At 33.5% G+C, this 17,499-nt stretch carries 14 protein-coding genes; 6 read left to right on the forward strand and 8 right to left on the reverse strand.

Features of this window, described 5'->3' with window-relative positions:
• On the reverse strand, nt 1-1,317 hold a 1,317-nt coding region (locus OA86_RS10205), incomplete at its 3' end, for an IS1182 family transposase (protein WP_039352599.1).
• Between the two features lie 131 nt (nt 1,318-1,448).
• Nucleotides 1,449-2,282, reverse strand: coding sequence for a CvfB family protein (locus OA86_RS10210; protein ID WP_039352602.1), 834 nt, complete (start codon nt 2,280-2,282; stop codon nt 1,449-1,451).
• A gap of 440 nt (nt 2,283-2,722) precedes the next feature.
• Here OA86_RS10210 and OA86_RS15355 point away from each other — a divergent pair, with 440 nt between their 5' ends.
• From OA86_RS15355 to OA86_RS10230, 3 genes are all read left to right on the forward strand, one after another.
• A complete protein-coding gene (locus OA86_RS15355) occupies nt 2,723-3,859 on the forward strand; it encodes a leucine-rich repeat domain-containing protein (protein WP_052257481.1) in 1,137 nt (378 codons plus the stop codon).
• A 161-nt stretch (nt 3,860-4,020) separates the two neighbouring features.
• Nucleotides 4,021-6,171 (forward strand): leucine-rich repeat domain-containing protein, encoded by a 2,151-nt coding sequence (locus OA86_RS15360; RefSeq protein ID WP_052257482.1) that lies wholly within the window; start codon nt 4,021-4,023, stop codon nt 6,169-6,171.
• 119 nt (nt 6,172-6,290) lie between these two features.
• Nucleotides 6,291-7,298, forward strand: a complete 1,008-nt coding sequence (locus tag OA86_RS10230; protein WP_039352604.1) for a catalase family protein — start codon at nt 6,291-6,293, stop codon at nt 7,296-7,298.
• Nucleotides 7,299-7,358: 60 nt separating this feature from the next.
• Here the strand turns inward: OA86_RS10230 and OA86_RS10235 are convergent, their stop codons facing one another.
• The gene (locus tag OA86_RS10235) at nt 7,359-8,267 is read right to left on the reverse strand and encodes a proline and serine-rich protein 1 family protein (protein ID WP_039352606.1); all 909 of its coding nucleotides are present in this window, start codon (nt 8,265-8,267) and stop codon (nt 7,359-7,361) included.
• A 362-nt stretch (nt 8,268-8,629) separates the two neighbouring features.
• Nucleotides 8,630-10,033 carry a dihydrolipoyl dehydrogenase gene (gene lpdA / locus OA86_RS10240; protein ID WP_039352608.1) on the reverse strand — a complete coding sequence of 468 codons (1,404 nt, stop codon included), beginning with the start codon at nt 10,031-10,033 and terminating at the stop codon, nt 8,630-8,632.
• Nucleotides 10,034-10,378: 345 nt separating this feature from the next.
• On the opposite strand from lpdA, the gene OA86_RS10245 reads away from it, so the two are divergent.
• From OA86_RS10245 to OA86_RS10255, 3 genes are all read left to right on the forward strand, one after another.
• Complete coding sequence (locus OA86_RS10245) at nt 10,379-10,918, forward strand: hypothetical protein (RefSeq protein ID WP_039353082.1); 540 nt, start codon at nt 10,379-10,381, stop codon at nt 10,916-10,918.
• 93 nt (nt 10,919-11,011) lie between these two features.
• On the forward strand, nt 11,012-11,443 hold the full coding sequence (locus OA86_RS10250) for a hypothetical protein (RefSeq protein WP_039352611.1): 432 nt from the start codon (nt 11,012-11,014) through the stop codon (nt 11,441-11,443).
• Between the two features lie 66 nt (nt 11,444-11,509).
• Nucleotides 11,510-12,217 carry a DUF2071 domain-containing protein gene (locus tag OA86_RS10255; RefSeq protein ID WP_039352614.1) on the forward strand — a complete coding sequence of 236 codons (708 nt, stop codon included), beginning with the start codon at nt 11,510-11,512 and terminating at the stop codon, nt 12,215-12,217.
• 744 nt (nt 12,218-12,961) lie between these two features.
• On the opposite strand, the gene OA86_RS10260 is transcribed toward OA86_RS10255, so the two are convergent.
• From OA86_RS10260 to OA86_RS10270, 4 genes are all read right to left on the reverse strand, one after another.
• Nucleotides 12,962-15,514 carry an adenosylcobalamin-dependent ribonucleoside-diphosphate reductase gene (locus OA86_RS10260; protein ID WP_039352617.1) on the reverse strand — a complete coding sequence of 851 codons (2,553 nt, stop codon included), beginning with the start codon at nt 15,512-15,514 and terminating at the stop codon, nt 12,962-12,964.
• Nucleotides 15,515-15,661: 147 nt separating this feature from the next.
• A complete protein-coding gene (locus OA86_RS10265) occupies nt 15,662-16,741 on the reverse strand; it encodes a glycosyltransferase (protein WP_039352619.1) in 1,080 nt (359 codons plus the stop codon).
• 194 nt (nt 16,742-16,935) lie between these two features.
• Nucleotides 16,936-17,121 carry a hypothetical protein gene (locus tag OA86_RS15700; RefSeq protein ID WP_126340439.1) on the reverse strand — a complete coding sequence of 62 codons (186 nt, stop codon included), beginning with the start codon at nt 17,119-17,121 and terminating at the stop codon, nt 16,936-16,938.
• A complete protein-coding gene (locus OA86_RS10270) occupies nt 17,106-17,489 on the reverse strand; it encodes a hypothetical protein (RefSeq protein WP_039352622.1) in 384 nt (127 codons plus the stop codon). Before OA86_RS10270 ends, OA86_RS15700 begins: the two co-directional genes overlap by 16 nt.
• Between the last annotated feature and the right edge of the window lie 10 nt (nt 17,490-17,499).

The following is a 17,499-nucleotide window of genomic DNA, read 5'->3' on the forward strand; positions in this document are numbered from 1 at the left end:
CCGTTCTATTATTCTGTTTCCCTTCGATTTATGGCAAGTCCCTCGCAGCGGGCAACCATTACAGTTTTGAGCTTGGTACAAAGAACTTGCCTGAGCATAACCGCTTTTGGTTTTTCGGTTTTTAGAAGATATTTTGTTCATCGGTTGCCCCATCGGACAGATATACTGATCTTTTTCTTCGTTATAATAAAGCTTATCGCGGTGGAAGTCTTCGTTGATTTTCTTTCTTTTCGATTTTAAAATACCTTGTTCCTTATCGAAGGTATTGTATTTTACATAGGTTTTAATGTCTTTGCCTTCCAGAAAATCATAGTTTTCTTCACTACCATAACCTGCGTCAGCAGTAAGTTCTTCCGGCAAAAACTCATAAAGATCTTTGAAAGTATTGAGGTGTGGCTTAAGGGTATTTAAATCGTTGGTGGTTTGGTGCAAAGTGTAATGAATGACGAACTGAGATTCTGAACTTACCTGCACATTGTAGGCGGGTTTAAGTTGCCCATTCTGCATATGATCATCTTTCATGCGCATAAAGGTAGCATCTGGGTCGGTCTTGCTGTAGCTTCCACGTCCTTTTAAAATTTCTTCCTGCTGCTCGTACTTGTCCAGGTTCTGAGAAAAATTCTTTTGGATATATCTTAATTTTGCCTTTGCTTTAGTAGAAGCTTTCGGATTTTTGCTGATGATCTCTTCTATTTTCTGGGCGGTCTTCTCTATCTTTTCTTTATCGATCGTCTTAAACTCTGGTGGTGTAGGATCGGTGTCTTCTTCATCAGCAATACTTTGCGCATAACTCCACATTTGCTCGAGTTGTTCTGCCATCTTCTCTTTTCTGGTCTTAATGGCATTGCCCCAAACAAAAGTGTATCTCCCGGCAATAGACTCTATCTTGGTCCCATCGGTAAAAACCTCCTTCAGACTCACCAGTCCTTCCTCTGCTAATAACAGGACAACCTGTTTAAAAATATCTTTGAAAATAGTCTTGAGTTTCTTGCTTCGAAAACGTGCAATGGTATTATGGTCTGCAATCTGTTGAGCCGACAACCACATGAAATTGATATTTTCCCGCATCGCTTTTTCGATCTTCCTGCTGGAATAAGTATTATCCATATAAGCGTAAACCATCACTTTGAGCATCATCTTAGGATGAAAGCTCGGCTTACCATCTTTACTATACTCGGCAACGACTAATCTCAGATCCAGTTGTTCAATGATTCCATTGACAATCCGAACTGGATGACTTTCAGGAATCAACTCTTCGATTGAGGGTGGGAATAACCAGTTTTGTTGTTGATTATAATCTTTAAACTTAATATTCATATCATTGATTATCAATACTTAAAGATAATAAAATCTGATAAATCAACCAAAAAACATACAGGAAAAAATACAAAAAAACCGCCTCAGTATTGAGACGGCTTCTTTTTTTATTTTAAATGAAGTCGTTCAAATTAAGCTTCGTCGATCAACTTGATTTTATCCTCTAAAATCTCAATTTTTTTATCTCTGTACAAACCACCGATGGCTTTTTTGAAATTCTTCTTGCTCATCTGGAGTTCATCTTTAATTTCTTCCGGCGTCGATTTGTCGGAAAGATAAAGCAGACCGTAATTGATTTCGAGTTTATCTAGGATGATTTTCTGAAATTCATCAATATTTTCATAACCTTCCGGTTGCAGAGAAACATCAATTTTACCGTCTTCGCGAATGGTTTTAATGAAGCCAACTTCTTCGCTTAAAGGAAAGAGTCTTTTATAAACATCTGAAGTATAAATCAAACCGATATATTCTTTGTTGATGATGACATTCCAACCCAATTCGCTTTCGCCTGCAACAATTAAATGTACTTTTTCTCCTTTTTGCAAAGGTAAATTTTCGTAGTGCGGATTTCTTTTATACCTCGTTGTTCCTGTTATCAATTCTAAAAATTCATCAACATAAACATAAACCAAATATCTTTTTCCTTCGATAATTTTCGCTTTCTGTTGTTTATAGGGAACAAATAAATCCTTGATAATTCCCCAATCCATAAAAGCGCCGGTTGGCAAACTTTGAACACAGGTCATGATAGCAAACTCGCCAACTTCAGCATTGGGTTTTTCGGTCGTCGCTTTTAATTTATCATCGTCCTGAAAAACGAACACTTCCATTTCATCACCAATTTCTGCATCTTCAGACGCAAAAATTTTAGGTAGAAAAGCTCTTTCACCATCTTCATCTTCCAGAAATAAACCTGAATAATTTTTTTCTGCGATCTTTAATAATTGAGTTTTTCCGATGTTCATGTTGGGTACTTTAATGATGAATTTTAATCTCTGAGATTAGAAATGCAAATTTAGTTTAATAAAAATGAGTTTAAAAATTTAAGTGAAATTCTTTCTCAAAGGATGCCAATGAATTTTCATTTTATTCAATAGACGAGACAAAAGAATTCACGCAAAGCAAGGGAACGATTTTGATTGAAAAAAAGTTCCATCTTCTTTTATTAATGAGTTGATGAGAAGCAAAGTTGACGCAATACTAAATATTCGAAACTTAAAACAATTTAATAATCTTAGAATTTGTGGCGAAAAATATTGCAGCTTGCGTGAAAATAAAAGCTTTTCTCAGTTTTTTGAATTTACCTCTTTATTTTTCGAAATTCCCTTCTAATTTAATTTATATGATAACATCTCTAAAAAACTTAGGTGTATTTTTGTTATAAAACAATTGAAAAATCAAAACTATGATCAAAAAATTATCTTTCTTACTTCTTTTATTTTCGGGATTAACGTTTCTTACCGCACAGATTTTCATAGTAGATAACGTTAATTATACGGTTATTTCAGGAACTGATGTTGAAGTATCTCTTTCGCCGTATTTTGTGGAAAGCAACTTGGTAATACCTTCAACTGTAACTTTCAATAATAAAACGTATACGGTAACTGCCATTGGTGATCTTGCTTTTAATACTGTTGAAACACTTCAGTCTGTAACCATTCCAAACACAGTAACAAAAATTGGGGTTAGATCTTTCGAAGAATGCGTATTTTTGACGAATGTTATACTTCCTGATTCTCTCATCACAATTGGAGACAACGCTTTTCAATTTTGTACCTCTCTAATTTTGTTTACAATTCCAAATTCTGTAACTTCTATTGGAGATTACGCTTTTGATAATTGTACTGCTTTAACTACGTTTACAATTCCAAATTCTGTGACTTGGATTGGCGATGGTACGTTTGCAAACTGTTCAAATTTAATCTCAATAAACATCCCAAATTCTGTGACTTGGATTGGCGGTGGTGCGTTTGCAAACTGTTCAAATTTAACCTCAATAAACATCCCAAATTCATTGACAAACATTGGGAACTTTGCTTTTACTAATTGCACAAGTTTAACTTCTATTACAATTCCAAAATCAGTTAGTCATATTGACAGTGATGCTTTTTCAAATTGCACTAATTTATCATCAATCATCATTAACAATCCCATGCCACCAGTAATTGATTCATCAGTTTTTGGCGGCGTGAATCAGAACGCTTGCAGTTTAACTGTTCCTTCATCTGGTGTAATAGCCTATAAAGCCGCAGATGTTTGGAAAAATTTTAATCCCATTACAGGAAGTGGAACTTTAGCTGCGACCAATTTTAAAAATCAAAAAAATATTACTATTTACCCAAATCCAATTCAAAATGAAACTTTTTTAGACTTAAATAATTCTGCTAATACTAAACTTGAAATTTATGACACCAACGGAAAATTGGTGCTAAAAAAATCATTAAATAATAATTCTAAGAATACGATAGATACAAGTAATCTACCTGTGGGAATTTATTTATTTAAAGTCGGAAATTCTACGACTAAAGTAATTAAGAAATAAATTATAATTTATTTAAAAAGCCGTTTCAATTTTTTGAAACGGCTTTTCTTTGTGACGGGATATATTCATAATTTTATATTTAACATAATAATTTCCACGTAAAGAAAATTCTAAATATTTTATTTAGATTTGCACGCTAAACACAATTTATAAATAACACAATGATTAAAAAATTATCTTTTTTACTACTATTCTTCACGCTTATTTTTGCAAAATCTCAAACTTTTCAAGTTGATGGTATATTTTATAACGTGATTTCTGGAACCAATAATGTAGAAGTTGCGCCAAATAATTATTATGTAGGGGATTTAATTATTCCTGGAAACGTTTCTGATGGAACAAAAAATTACAGTGTTACTTCAATTGCAGAAAATGCTTTTAGCAATTTATCCATAGATTTTTTATCTATTCCAAATACCGTAACTACCATTAAAGATTATGCTTTTGATAAATCAACTGTAGATCAAATTGACTTTCCAAATTCGGTAACATTTATCGGAAAATATGCTTTCAGAGATGCATTAATAACTTCGCTTATCCTTCCAAATTCTGTTACTTTTCTTGGAGAAGGTGCTTTCAATAGTTGTAGATTTTTAACCTCTGTTACCTTATCAAATTCCCTTACTTCTTTGGAAAAAAATGTGTTCATAGCTTGTATAAAATTAACTTCAATTACGATTCCGAATTCCGTGATTTCTATAGGACCATCTGCTTTTTATAATTGTTCTAGTTTAATAGCTGTTAACATTCCAAATTCTGTGACTTCTATTGATGAATCTGCTTTTCAAGGGTGTATCAAAATACAATCTGTCGTTATTCCGAATTCTGTAACTTCTATTGGAAAAAAAACTTTCTTAGATTGTACTAACTTAACATCAATTATTCTTCCAAATTCTTTGACAGTTATTGGAGACCAAGCTTTTGAAAATTGCTCTAGTTTAACTTCTATTACTTGTGATATTGCAACACCTTTAGTTATTAATGCAAATGTTTTTGCGGGAATTACACAAAATTCTTGTAAGTTAACCGTTCCTTCTGGGAGTGTTTCTGCATATCAATCAGCTTTAGTTTGGAAAAATTTTAATCCAATTAGTAGTGATTCTACTTTTGTAGTTAATGGTATATTTTATAGTGTTATAGAAGGTACAACCAATGTGAAAATCGCTCCAAATAATTGTTTTTCAGGTGATTTAATAATTCCGGCGAGTGTTACGAATAACAATATTGCTTACGCTGTAACTTCGGTTGGTACAGATGCTTTTAAAAATTGCAATACAATTACTTCCATCACAATTCCAAACTCGGTAACTTCAATAGGTGATTTTGCTTTTGATAATAATATGAATCTAACTTCGGTTACTTTATCAAATTCTTTAACTTCTATTGGAGAATATGCTTTTACTTCTTGTAGTTCATTAAGTTCAATGGTTATTCCTGATTCTGTGACTACTATTGGAAAAGGTGCTTTTAAATTTTGTAATGCATTAAATGAAATTGAACTTCCCGATACTTTACAAGCAATTGCAGACGAAACTTTTTACGGATGTCAAGCGTTTGTTCTCTTAACTATTCCTAATACCATAAAATCAATAGGAAATGCAGCTTTTTATAATTGTAATGGTTTAACTTCTTTCCTCATTCCTAATTCTGTTACAACAATTAAAGAAAGTGCATTTGAAAATTGTACACGTATTACCTCCATTATAATTCCAAATGCTGTAACCATAATCGAAGCAAATGTTTTTAAAAATTGTTATGATTTAATTTCTGTAAACACTCCAAATTCTTTAACTACTATCGGAAAAGGGTCATTTCTTTCCTGTACAAGTTTAAAATCAATCAAGATTCCATCTAGTGTTACATCAATTGGAGATCAAGCTTTTGAAAACTGCGAAAGTTTAAAATCCATTTATTGCAATGTTATTTTTCCAGTAGATATTAATTCTAATGTTTTTGCAGGAGTTACCCAAAATGAATGTTATTTATATGTTCCGTCTGAAAGTATTACCGATTATCGAGAAGCTCTGGTTTGGGCTAATTTTGTTATTACTGGTGATTCTACTTTAAACACAACAAATTTTAAAAATCAAAAAAATCATACTATTTATCCAAATCCAGTTCAAAATGAAGCTTTTTTAGAATTAAAAAATTCTGATTCTAATCAACTTCAAGTGTTTGATATGAGTGGGAAATTGATGATGAGTAAATTATTAAATAACAATTCTAAAAATTCTGTTGATACAACTAATTTACCTGCAGGATCTTATTTATTTAAAGTGGGAAATTCTGTTACGAAAGTAATTAAGAATTAAGTGAAACAGCTTTTTTTTATTTATTATTTTTCCAATGTTCGTTAAAAATTAAGCAGTTTTCCTACGAACAAATTATTGATTTTCGGGAATGGTTGTTGCTTGTTCAAAAGAAAAAATTCATGAAACTGCTTCTAAAATACCGTCACGAATTCGACCAACTTTCCTCACAAGAAACCAAAGATCTAGATAAAGCTGTAAAATCAGTTGAAAAATTTATAGAAAGTTCTTCAAAAATAAGTGAGGTCGATCATGCAACACGAGATGCTCATGCCAAAACTTATGCGACGGCAAAAGGATTTTTAACGATATCAGAAAGTTTACCGGACTTTTTAACTGAAATTTTCGACCAAAAAGAATATGACCTTTTAGCAAGATTCTCTAATGGAAATTTAGTCATCAATAAAAAAGGCAGAGATTCCCCACTCTATGGATTTTCTTTAAAAATTAAAAATGTAAAAGGTCAGGACGCAAATTTTCCTTTGGTTAATTTCCCTTTATTTCCGACGAATTCTCCCTCAGTTTTTCTAAATTTTTTCAGATCGGTAAATACTTTTTTAGTCACGAAACAGGATAATTTTCTGGTTTCAGTTTTAGATCTGCCCTCCCTGATTAAAAACAGTTTATCTCTTTTCAGTTCCATGTTTTCGGTAGATTTAGTTAAGAAGATATTGAAATTCATTCCGAAACGAAAGGATTTTTTCTTTTCCTTTCATTTTGATGGAATTGGATCTTACCGAATTGGTGATTATGTGATGAAGATCGGCTTGAAACCTGTGAGAAACCTTTCCGAAATTGGCAAAGATGAATTGCAGAGAGATTCTATCAATGAATTTATTTCCCTTCAGGATTCCCATTTTTTGTTGACGGTGCAGCTTTGCGAAAATTTAGAAGATCAGCCCATCAATGATTTAATGAAAACCTGGAAAAACGCACCCGAATATCTTTTAGGAAAAATTGTTATACTGCAGGATTCTGCGCTTGACTCTAAGAGTTCAACAATTGAAAACCTCAATTTCAATCCCTTTGAAAATGCTGAAAATCTACAACCCGTCGGAAAAATTCAACAAATCAGAAAGAAAATTTACGAAGCCTCCATTGAAACCCGAAACCGTTTAAATAGGAAATAAAAAAATCTGACCTTTACTTTTAAAATACAAAAAAAGAGAAGCTTTCACTTCTCTTTCTTCTTAAAATCTTGAAATATATTCGTTGAGTTTTCTTCTTCCGCTGTCAAAATCAAATGCCTCATTAACGATATAATAATTCCGGCGATCAACGCAATTCTGATACAACTGCTTTGCGACTTCTAATCGGTTATCATCAAAAGACATTGCTTTTATCAAAGTCTGTACTTGTGATGAAGTGAAATTTGTATTTCTAGCGATTGAGGAAATTATTGTTATTTTATCTTTATCAAAACTCGCATTTCTTTTAAGAGCCGTAAGGAAAGTAACAAATTCCTGATTGTTCATTACGTTTGCGTAATTATTTCCGTTCCCGTTATTTCCATTCCAGTTATCGTTTTGGTTTCCGTAAGGATTATTCCAGACATCGTCCCATTCATTAATTCCGTAAGATTGGTTTTGAACCGGATAATTTCCCAAAAGATATAATCCTTGATTTGGAAAGAAATCCAGCACCAAACGCGTGCTGTTTCTCACGTTGACCTTCGTTCTGTAAATCAAATAATTATTTTCATAAATGGAGATCGGAACATTTCCGGATCTTAATTCAAAAAATCTGAATTTTCCTGTAGGATTACTCATGAACTGATCGCCGATTTCCACCGCGTAATTTCCGTTCTGTGGAATTCTTAAAAACACTTCTGAATTTCCATAATTATAATTCCAGCGATAATCCTTATTTGCAATCGGTTTTGGATTTCTAAAAGTTGGATCGATTCTGTTGTTGGGTTGATCCAAAACTTTGTTGTTGTTGTTGTTGTTGTTGTTGTTTCCCCGAAATCCGTCATTCCGTTGCGTTTGCATTTCACTCGTTTTCGCTTCATTTTTCAGAAGTTCTCCGGCTTTTCCTGCCTCTTGCGCAAAAACGCTAAGATTCATTAATAAGACCCCAATAGTAAAGATTGTTTTCATTTTGTAAATTTTAAAGATTACTAAACACTACTCTATTATGATGCCAAAAAGTACGACTATCACGTTATTTCCTTGAATAATTGAAAATAACTCAATTATACTTTAATTCCCTCAAAACTGCTTTAACCTTCTTTAAAAAACCTCATCAAAGCGAATTTCAACACTCCAAATTATTTTTACAAGAACGCATGAATTTCTTGAAAGAATAAATAAAAGGATGTGATTAAAAAATTAGAATTCGTGGCTTAAAAGAATTCCAAAAAAAAGAGAAGCCGAAACTTCTCATTAATATTATCATACAATCTGAACCGACAATAAATTTGTAAATTTTACCTTGGCTTTTTTAACTTTTTGCTTGGCTCTTAAAAATGAATCGCTCTCTTCCCAGTCGCATCCAAAGCCGCTTCTTTCATTGCTTCAGCATACGTTGGATGTGCGTGAGACATTCTGGAAATATCTTCAGCACTTGCTCTGTATTCCATTGCAACAACCGCTTCTGCGATTAAATCTGCCGCTCTCGCTCCGATCATGTGAACTCCAAGAATTTCATCCGTTTTTTCGTCAGCGATCACTTTAATAAAACCATCAACATCACCTGAAGCACGGCTTCTTCCCAAAGCACGCATCGGGAAATTACCCACTTTAATGGCAACACCTTCCGCTTTCAATTGCTCTTCTGTTTTACCAACAGCAGCAACTTCTGGCCATGTATAAACAACACCCGGAATCAAATTATAATTGATATGCGGTTTTTGTCCAGCGATCAATTCAGCAACCATCGTTCCTTCTTCAGACGCTTTATGCGCCAGCATTGCACCAACTACAACATCACCGATTGCGTAAATATTAGAAACATTAGTTTGTAAATGTTCGTTCACCTTTACTCTTCCTCTTTCGTTTAAATCAACACCTGCTTTTTCAACAGCAAGACCTTCAGTGTAAGGTTTTCTACCTACAGCAACCAAAACGTAATCACCTTCGAAAACTACTTCTTCGCCTTTTTTATCTTTCGCGGTCACTTTTACCGTATCTCCATTTCTTTCCACAGACTGAACTCCCGTAGAAAGGTTGAATTTCATTCCTTGTTTTCTTAGAACTTTATTCAATTCTTTCGATAAAGACGCATCCATGGTTGGAATAATTTTATCCATAAATTCTACCACCGTTACTTCAGAACCTAATCTTTTGTAAACGGAACCTAATTCCAAACCAATCACACCACCACCGATAACGATCAGGTGTTTCGGAATTTCTTTCAGTTCCAGGGCTTCCGTAGAAGTAATAATTCTTTCCTTATCCAAAGTAATAAAAGGAAGCGTACTCGGTTTAGAACCCGTTGCGATAATTGTATATTTTGAATCAATGGTTTCCGTAGAACCATCGTTTTTCGTCACTTTGATCTGAGTTGCAGATTCGAAACTTCCAACTCCTTCGAAAACAGTGATCTTGTTTTTATCCATCAGGAACTGAATTCCTTTCGTTGTTTGATCTACCACTTCACTTTTGCGCGCAATCATTCTAGACAAATCTGCCACAGGATCGTTGATGATAATTCCGTGATCAGCAAAAGCATGTTTGGCGTTATAAAAATGCTCCGAACTGTCCAAAAGCGCTTTACTCGGAATACAACCTACGTTCAGGCAAGTACCGCCAAGAACCGAATATTTCTCAATAATTGCTGTTTTGAAACCCAGTTGCGCACATCTAATTGCTGCAACATAACCACCAGGACCGGAACCGATTACGGTAACATCGAATTGACTCATATTTATCTTTTTATGATTTAATTAAAAGTAGGGCAAATTTACGAAATATTTTCGCTTTGGATGCTACTTTTCGTCATTGCGAGTAACGAAACAATCTGTTGAATAATTTCCTGACTGTCATTGCGAGGAATGAGGAATGAATGACGTGGCAATCTGTTAACTAAAATGCTAATATTTTTTAGAAGCCGGGAACCTGCTTTCCGCTATATCTTTTTTGCTCGAAAACATATTTATAAAAAGAAAATTTCGAGCAATGCAAAAAAGGATGCCGCTGCAATCAGGGCTATGAGATTGGGATTTGAAAGAAATCTTTGTACATTTACTTGTTTGCAGAAATTGAAACCAATGAAACAAAAAAAGAAAATATTTGAACAACACCTCTATCATGAAATTGAAGATGAAGACAAGGCTGAAGAATACTTAGACAATTCTCTTCCTCTCATAGGATTAGTTGTTATGTATTTTAATGGCCTTGAAAAATCGCTTGATAGTATAATTTGTCAAATGTTCACTGATAGAACAGATGCAACTGGACTAATTGTATTGCACAAGATGAGTTATTCGACAAAGGTAGATTTATTCAAAAGATTTAGTGATGAGTTCCATCTCTGTTGTGAAAATAAAATTGAGGAATTTGAAAACTTAATTTCCAATCTTAAGGAAACTGGGAGATTACGCAATTTAGTTGTCCACGCAGATTGGGAAAACACAGATGATGACGGTTACACTTATGTAAACCTAAGAATTTCAACTAATGGTATGGAACAAGAATATTTACAATTCTCCGAAGACTCACTAAAAGAAATTATTGAGTTAATTTTCACAAGTCGTCAGCAATTGGGAAATTATTGGGATAAACGAAATGAGGAATTATATAAAAATTAAAACCTACTGCTAAATAATTAATAAAGATTTTCGATCATTCATGAAATTTTGGAATGAATATAAACTCATTCATTTTTAAAAAGTATATTTATTATGAATAATAATCGTGTAAAACACAAAATTTTAAAACATCTTTCCATTAGTTATGTGGCAATGAAAAATGATAATTTGGCAAATCCTGAATACAATTTTGGTTTGAGCTATGAGCGCCTACAACTTCTTATTAAAGAAGAAGATAATGAAGCATTCAATGTATTTCAATATTTAAATGAAACTAATGAAGTTGGGGTTAAAAATATCGGATTTGACGGATTATATTTAACTTCTAATGGTTATATTTCTTTTGCAGAAGAAAAATACTTAAAACGCAACCAGAATATTTTATTAAAATTTTTAAAAAACGTTGTACAGATACTGATTCCCATACTATCTTTAATAATTGCGATAACAGCTTTAACAATAAAAAATTCAAAACTTGAAAAACGTATTGAAAATATTGAAAAAGTTGTAGGCAAACAACATTAAATTTTAACCTTATTCCTTAGATCAATCGCACGAATTCAACAGAGTGATAAAGAATATTTAATATTAATGAAAATCCCCACAATCCACGGTTATATTAACAGAAGAATTTTAATCAACTTCACTGCTGATCTAAAATCGGTGGAGAAAATAATTCCATTTCCTTTTCGACCAAAAATTTACAAAGGCAAAGCAATTGTAGGAATTTTTTTGATCAGATTAAAAGACATTAAACCAAAAGGTTTTCCAAACTTCATCGGCGTAAATTCTGAAAACGGCGCCCACAGAATTGCCGTTGAATGGGACGAAAATGGGGAAATAAAATCGGGCGTTTACATTCCACGCAGAGACACTTCTCTAAAATTAAATGCCTTTGTTGGCGGTCGACTATTTCCAGGCAAACATTATTTAGCAAAATTCAACGTACAAGAAGTAAACGGAAATTATCACATCGACTTTAAAAGTTCAGACGAAACCGAAACATCCATTGATGCAGCTGAAACCAAAGCATTTAATGAGAACTCAATCTTCGAGACTTTAGAAAACGCTTCTGAGTTTTTTAAAAATAGCGACCTTGGATATTCACCCAACAACGAAAAGTTTGATGGATTACGATTGAAAGCCTACAATTGGGAAGTCAAACCGCTTAAAGTCTCAAATGTGAAATCAAGCTTTTTCGAAAATGAAGAAATCTTTCCAAAAGGTTCTGTGAATTTTGATAACGCTTTATTGATGACCAATATTGAGCACGAATGGAAAAGTGAGCAGGAGAAATAAGTCATAAAAAAATTAATTTTTACACCTAAAAAAGACGCAATCAAAGGCGTCTTTAATTTTTCACAAATTAATCAACCTTCCTGATAAACAACATCATCAGAAAAAGTCTAAAATCTATTTCTAAAACTGACCTAAATCATTTCAAACATCGTCCAAACCTCATCATAGAAAGAATTTAAGACAAAAAGCCTTTACCATTATACTGAAAACGATAAGGTAAAACCTTTCGGAACTATCGTATTTACTTTACTTTTGGCATTAGTAATAAGATATAGAATTTCACTCTTTTTTGGAGTGATCCTACCTTTTCCAGCATTAGAAAAATTTTATCAAAGAACAAATATTGATTGACCTGACCCGATGAAAAAACCCATAAAACTGCTTTTAATAAGCGTTCTTTTTTTTACATTTCTCTACTTAACATTTATTTTTAAGCAGTATTTTAACATCGCTTCAGTTGAAATTTCAGAATTAAATACCTACGTGAATGGTTATGTTGTGTACTTATTCATCCTGTTTCTTTTATTTTCATTTACCGTAAGTTTCATGTTGGTTCGGGAAATATTGAGCATCAGAAAAAAATTAAAGCAAATTCGATCGGGACAATAATTTTTTTTTAGTAATAAAATATAAATTTTTCCTTACTATTCTTTAGCACATTCTTAAATAGTCAAGATTCAAAAATCCGCCACAATATCAAATTGAGGCGGATTTTAAATTTATAAAGATTCTTGCTCTACTATTCTACCCACACTTACTATTCCCACAATTCTTGCAAGTCAAGCAACCTTCCTGATAAACCACCTGGTCAGAACCACAACTCGAACATTTTCCAGCAGCTTCGGTTCCATCGGCGATATAGCGTTTCAAAGCACGTGCAACTCCAGCTTTCCAGTTGTTGATGGATTCAGAATCGAGTTCTAAACGGTTAATTAATTCCACCGCATTTTCAATCGGCATTCCGTGTCTCAATGTTCCGGAAATCAGTTTTGCATAATTCCAGAATTCTGGTTTGAACTTGTGCGAAAGTCCCTCAATCGTTGTTTTATAACCACGCTGATTTTTAAACTGGAAATCATAACGGGATTTTCCATTTTCATCCTGGTTTTTAATAATTACGCCATCATTCACCCAACGTGGAACGGAAATCCCTTCCTCATCTTCGGCTAAACCTGTGAAAATTTCGTAAGGTTTGCCTTCAATTAATCCGACAAATGCAATCCATTTTTCTTTATTATTTTGAAAACGAACAACATCCGCTTCTAAAATATGCGGTCTTTTCGTTGGGAATACCGACGTAATCATCTCAGGTTTTTCGTCTTTTTTCTCATCTGCGGAAATCAAAACTCCAGAACGCGAACCGTCGCGATAAACGGTCACACCTTTGCAACCAACTTCCCACGCTTTGATGTAGAGTTGATTCACTAATTCTTCCGTCGCATCGTTCGGAACATTGATCGTCACCGAAATCGAATGATCTACCCATTTCTGAATCGAACCTTGCATTTCTACTTTGCTCAACCAATCCACATCATTGGAAGTCGCTTTGTAATAAGGCGATTGCTCAATAATTTTATTCAATTCCTCTTGAGAATAATTTTTGTCCGTGTCGATTCCATTGACTTCCATCCATTCTTTAAAACGGTGGTGAAAAACCAAATACTCTTCCCAGGAATCGCCAACTTCATCTACAAAATCCACACGAATATCCTGATCGTTTGGATTTACTTTTCTGCGTCTTTTATAAACGGGCATAAAGACAGGTTCAATTCCAGACGAAGTTTGCGACATTAAAGACGTACTTCCTGTCGGAGCAATCGTCAATAAAGCAATATTTCTTCTACCGTATTTTATCAAATCTTCATACAATTTAGGATCCGCTTCTTTCAATCTTAAAATGAAAGGATTTTTCGCTTCTCTTTTAGCATCATAAATTGCAAACGCTCCTCTTTCTTTCGCCATTTCCACCGATGAACGATACGCAGCCAAAGCCAAAGTTTTATGGACAGAAGTCGCAAATTCGTTTCCTTCTTTACTTCCATATTGAATATTTAAAGCAGCCAACATATCGCCTTCTGCGGTAATTCCAACGCCGGTTCTTCTACCTTCAATTGTTTTGTGACGAATTTTTGTCCAGAGATTTTTCTCGGTTGCTTTGATTTCATCTCCTTCTGGATCAGATTCTATCTTTGCTAGAATCGCATCAATTTTTTCAATTTCCAGATCGATAATATCATCCATCATTCTTTGGGCGTAACCAACATGCTGCTTGAATAATTCAAAATTAAATTTCGCTTTTTTCGTGAACGGATTTTCGACATACGAGAAAAGATTCACGGCCAACAATCGACAAGAATCATACGGACACAAAGGAATTTCACCACACGGATTTGTGGAAACCGTTTCGTAGCCGAGATCTGCATAACAATCTGGCAAAGATTCATTAATAATGGTATCCCAGAAAAGAATTCCCGGTTCGGCAGATTTCCAAGCGTTGTGAATAATTTTATCCCAAAGATCAGTCGCTTTTATTTCCTTTTGAAACTTCGGGTTTTGACTGTGAATCGGATATTTCTGAATATACTTTTCTTTTCCAACAACCGCTTTCATAAACTCATCATCGATTCTTACAGAAATATTCGCACCCGTAATTTTTCCCTGCTCCAATTTTGCATCCACAAAATCTTCAGAGTCTGGATGATTCACAGAAACCGAAAGCATTAAAGCGCCTCTTCTTCCATCCTGCGCAACTTCGCGCGTCGAGTTTGAATATCTTTCCATAAACGGAACCAAGCCAGTCGAAGTCAAAGCAGAGTTCTTTACCGCAGAACCTTTCGGACGAATATGGGACAAATCGTGACCAACTCCACCACGGCGTTTCATCAATTGAACTTGCTCTTCGTCGATCTTCATGATGCTACCGTAAGAATCACTTTGTGTTCCGCTGCCAATTACAAAACAATTTGAAAGAGAAGCAATCTGGAAATTATTGCCAATTCCCGTCATCGGACTTCCTTGTGGAATAATATATTTAAATTTTTTAATGAGATCGAAAACCTTTTCTTCCGAAAGTGAGTTCGGATATTTCGCTTCAACTCTGGCAATTTCCGACGCAATCCGGTGATGCATATCATCAGGATTTTGCTCGTAAATATTGCCCGCTGAATCTTTTAGGGCATATTTACTCACCCAAACTTTGGCGGCCAAATCATCACCTTCGAAATATTGTAAAGAAGATTGAATTGCTTCATCGTAAGTATAAGTTTTTATTTTTTTTGCAAAGGCAGTTGCTTCCATAATTATTTTTTTTGACGAAATAAATATACAGAAGTATCTTTCAATAAAAAAAAGTTTACAAATAATTTAATTTAAAATATTGATTATCAATTAAATAAATATATTAACAGTAATGAAAGTTTACAAAAAACAAAAATTATTTATGATTTAAATCACAATTTCTTTGAAGATATTTTCGTACTTATCCAGAATAATTTCTTTAGAAAACCGAGAAGATATAGAATTTTTGATGGCTCCAGAATCATGAGTTTCTTCAAGAATACTAAATATTTTATCGGCAAATTCCTGATGGTTTTCGATATTTGAAATCTCCCCATTTATTCCAGGTTGAATAATTTCTGTTATTCCGCCAAGACAATTATTTGCCAAAGAATAAGTTCCACACGCTCCTGCCTCCAACAAAACGTTTGGAAAACCTTCGTAACGGGAAGAAAGAATGAATAAATCAGCAAATTTCAAAAATTGATAAGGATTTTTTTGCTGTCCGTGGAAGATGACATTTTCTAAACCTAAATCGCTTTTCATTTTATGAAGCAATTCTCTATCTCGTCCATCTCCTAAAATATGAAGTAAGATTTTTTCATTTTTTAAATGACTAAAAACTTTTAACAAATTATCAAAACCTTTTCTGGAAGAAAGGTTTCCAATGGCAACAATATTATTAAAATTATTTTTGAAAGATTCCGGCTTTTCTGAGAAAGCTAATTTTTCTTCGATAAAATCAAAATCAACCGGATTATTGATCTTGATCAATTTCTCTTTTTTAATTTTGAAATTCTCGATCAGATCATTTTGCATGTCATCACTCTGACAAATAATCTTATCATAATTATTGTAAAACTTGTAAAAAAATCTTATTTCCTTTCTGGTAACGTGTTGCGAAACGACATTTGTTTCTCTCGCGATGAATTTTATTTTTGGAAAAAACTTAATAAACAAAGCCAAATACGCATTTACTTCTCCAAAACCACTGAAAACAATATCGGGTTCTCTTTTGCGGATTTCCTTTAAAATTGGCAATAATGAATGGCGAATTCTTGGAGTTTTTAGATCAATAATCTCGATATCGTCTTTTAAAAATTCCAGATAACCACCTTCTTTTCTTAAGAGAAGAATTTTAGGTTCGAATTTTTCGCGTGGCAAATGATTCGCAATCGTGGTGACAATTCTTTCTGCGCCACCAGTTTCTAAATCGGGAAGTATAAGTAGAATAGAGATTTTTTTCATGCTTTTCTTAAGAAAACCTTGTCAAAGTTCCAAACCGTGATAAGGTTAAATGCGAATTTACAACAATTCGGGAAAGTCCTGAGAATGGTTATTTAAAATATGATTTACTAAATTGCAATTGCCTTTTTGCTCAAAGAAGATATACCAAGAAGTTTGATTGTTGGCTTTGTAGCGAAGAAATTTCTTGCCGTCTTTTAGGAATTTTTCGGGGAATTTCTAGAAATTGGATGTTCTATATTACCTTTTATGAACTCATAAATTTTGTCGATATAAACATCGACATCTTCTACAAAACTAAAATATTTTTGTTGATAAAGAACCTTTGCAAGATCATCTAATTCAGAAATAAAAAACGGTGAATAAATTATTTCCCCCACCATTCTCTCACTTTTTCTTTTGACTGTTTTCTTGCATTTTCAGAATTCAACCCCTCAGCAAACCTTTCATCAAAATCATCTTTAACCGCATATTCGGATTGGGTATCAGAAACAACCGAAGATGATTCTTCCGACGCCATCGTTTCTATATGAGCTGTGATATTTTCCATGAGTTCGTCGGAGGTCATTCCTGCAGCAAACTGTTCATCAAAATCATCTTGAATACTGGTTTCAGAATTGATATCTGAAATTAATGACGGTGATTCAATACCACTTTTAAGTTCTACTATTTTTTGTAATACTTCTAAATCAAAAGTATTTTCAATCCATTCAATTAAATTATTTTTGATGTCTATCATTGAATTTTCCATGACTTACTAT

Source organism: Kaistella jeonii, from assembly GCF_000812865.1.
GTDB lineage: Bacteria > Bacteroidota > Bacteroidia > Flavobacteriales > Weeksellaceae > Kaistella > Kaistella jeonii.

Coding starts and splice junctions, on each gene's coding strand:
- OA86_RS10230 (WP_039352604.1), top strand. CDS start 6,291: ATGAAACTGCTTCTAAAATACCGTCACGAATTCGACCAACTTTCCTCA.
- OA86_RS15360 (WP_052257482.1), top strand. CDS start 4,021: ATGATTAAAAAATTATCTTTTTTACTACTATTCTTCACGCTTATTTTT.
- OA86_RS15355 (WP_052257481.1), top strand. CDS start 2,723: ATGATCAAAAAATTATCTTTCTTACTTCTTTTATTTTCGGGATTAACG.
- OA86_RS10235 (WP_039352606.1), bottom strand. CDS start 8,267: ATGAAAACAATCTTTACTATTGGGGTCTTATTAATGAATCTTAGCGTT.
- OA86_RS10245 (WP_039353082.1), top strand. CDS start 10,379: ATGAAACAAAAAAAGAAAATATTTGAACAACACCTCTATCATGAAATT.
- OA86_RS10260 (WP_039352617.1), bottom strand. CDS start 15,514: ATGGAAGCAACTGCCTTTGCAAAAAAAATAAAAACTTATACTTACGAT.
- OA86_RS10250 (WP_039352611.1), top strand. CDS start 11,012: ATGAATAATAATCGTGTAAAACACAAAATTTTAAAACATCTTTCCATT.
- lpdA (WP_039352608.1), bottom strand. CDS start 10,033: ATGAGTCAATTCGATGTTACCGTAATCGGTTCCGGTCCTGGTGGTTAT.
- OA86_RS10255 (WP_039352614.1), top strand. CDS start 11,510: ATGAAAATCCCCACAATCCACGGTTATATTAACAGAAGAATTTTAATC.
- OA86_RS10265 (WP_039352619.1), bottom strand. CDS start 16,741: ATGAAAAAAATCTCTATTCTACTTATACTTCCCGATTTAGAAACTGGT.
- OA86_RS10270 (WP_039352622.1), bottom strand. CDS start 17,489: ATGGAAAATTCAATGATAGACATCAAAAATAATTTAATTGAATGGATT.
- OA86_RS15700 (WP_126340439.1), bottom strand. CDS start 17,121: ATGGTGGGGGAAATAATTTATTCACCGTTTTTTATTTCTGAATTAGAT.
- OA86_RS10210 (WP_039352602.1), bottom strand. CDS start 2,282: ATGAACATCGGAAAAACTCAATTATTAAAGATCGCAGAAAAAAATTAT.